The organism is Bartonella sp. AA81SXKL (assembly GCF_042196945.1).
Classification (GTDB): Bacteria; Pseudomonadota; Alphaproteobacteria; order Rhizobiales; family Rhizobiaceae; genus Bartonella.
Map to the genome: position 1 here is coordinate 433 of NZ_JBHIRH010000278.1, position 239 is coordinate 671.

Here is a 239-nt window from a genome sequence, read left to right on the forward strand (position 1 = left end):
TAATCTGTCCGCCAACATCCCCTTCCCCGAAAACAAGCTGTTCTCCACCATAAATTTTGGTTCCTTCTACTTTTCCTCCATTCCCAACACTTTGCTGCCCCCCTTCTTTAACGACAGCATTTTTTGAAAAGCCTTGTTTTCCTTTTAAAGCCTGAACATTTTCAGTCCCACCCTGTTCAATTTTGCTATTCTCACTGAGACCTCCCGCATAAACATAAATCTCTGCGCCATTCCTCACA

General features: G+C 43.5%; 1 protein-coding gene. It reads right to left on the minus strand.

The window, feature by feature from the left end; translation table 11 throughout:
* A partial coding sequence (locus ACFINZ_RS11080) for a hypothetical protein (protein ID WP_375701543.1) occupies positions 1-239 on the minus strand: 239 nt, incomplete at both ends.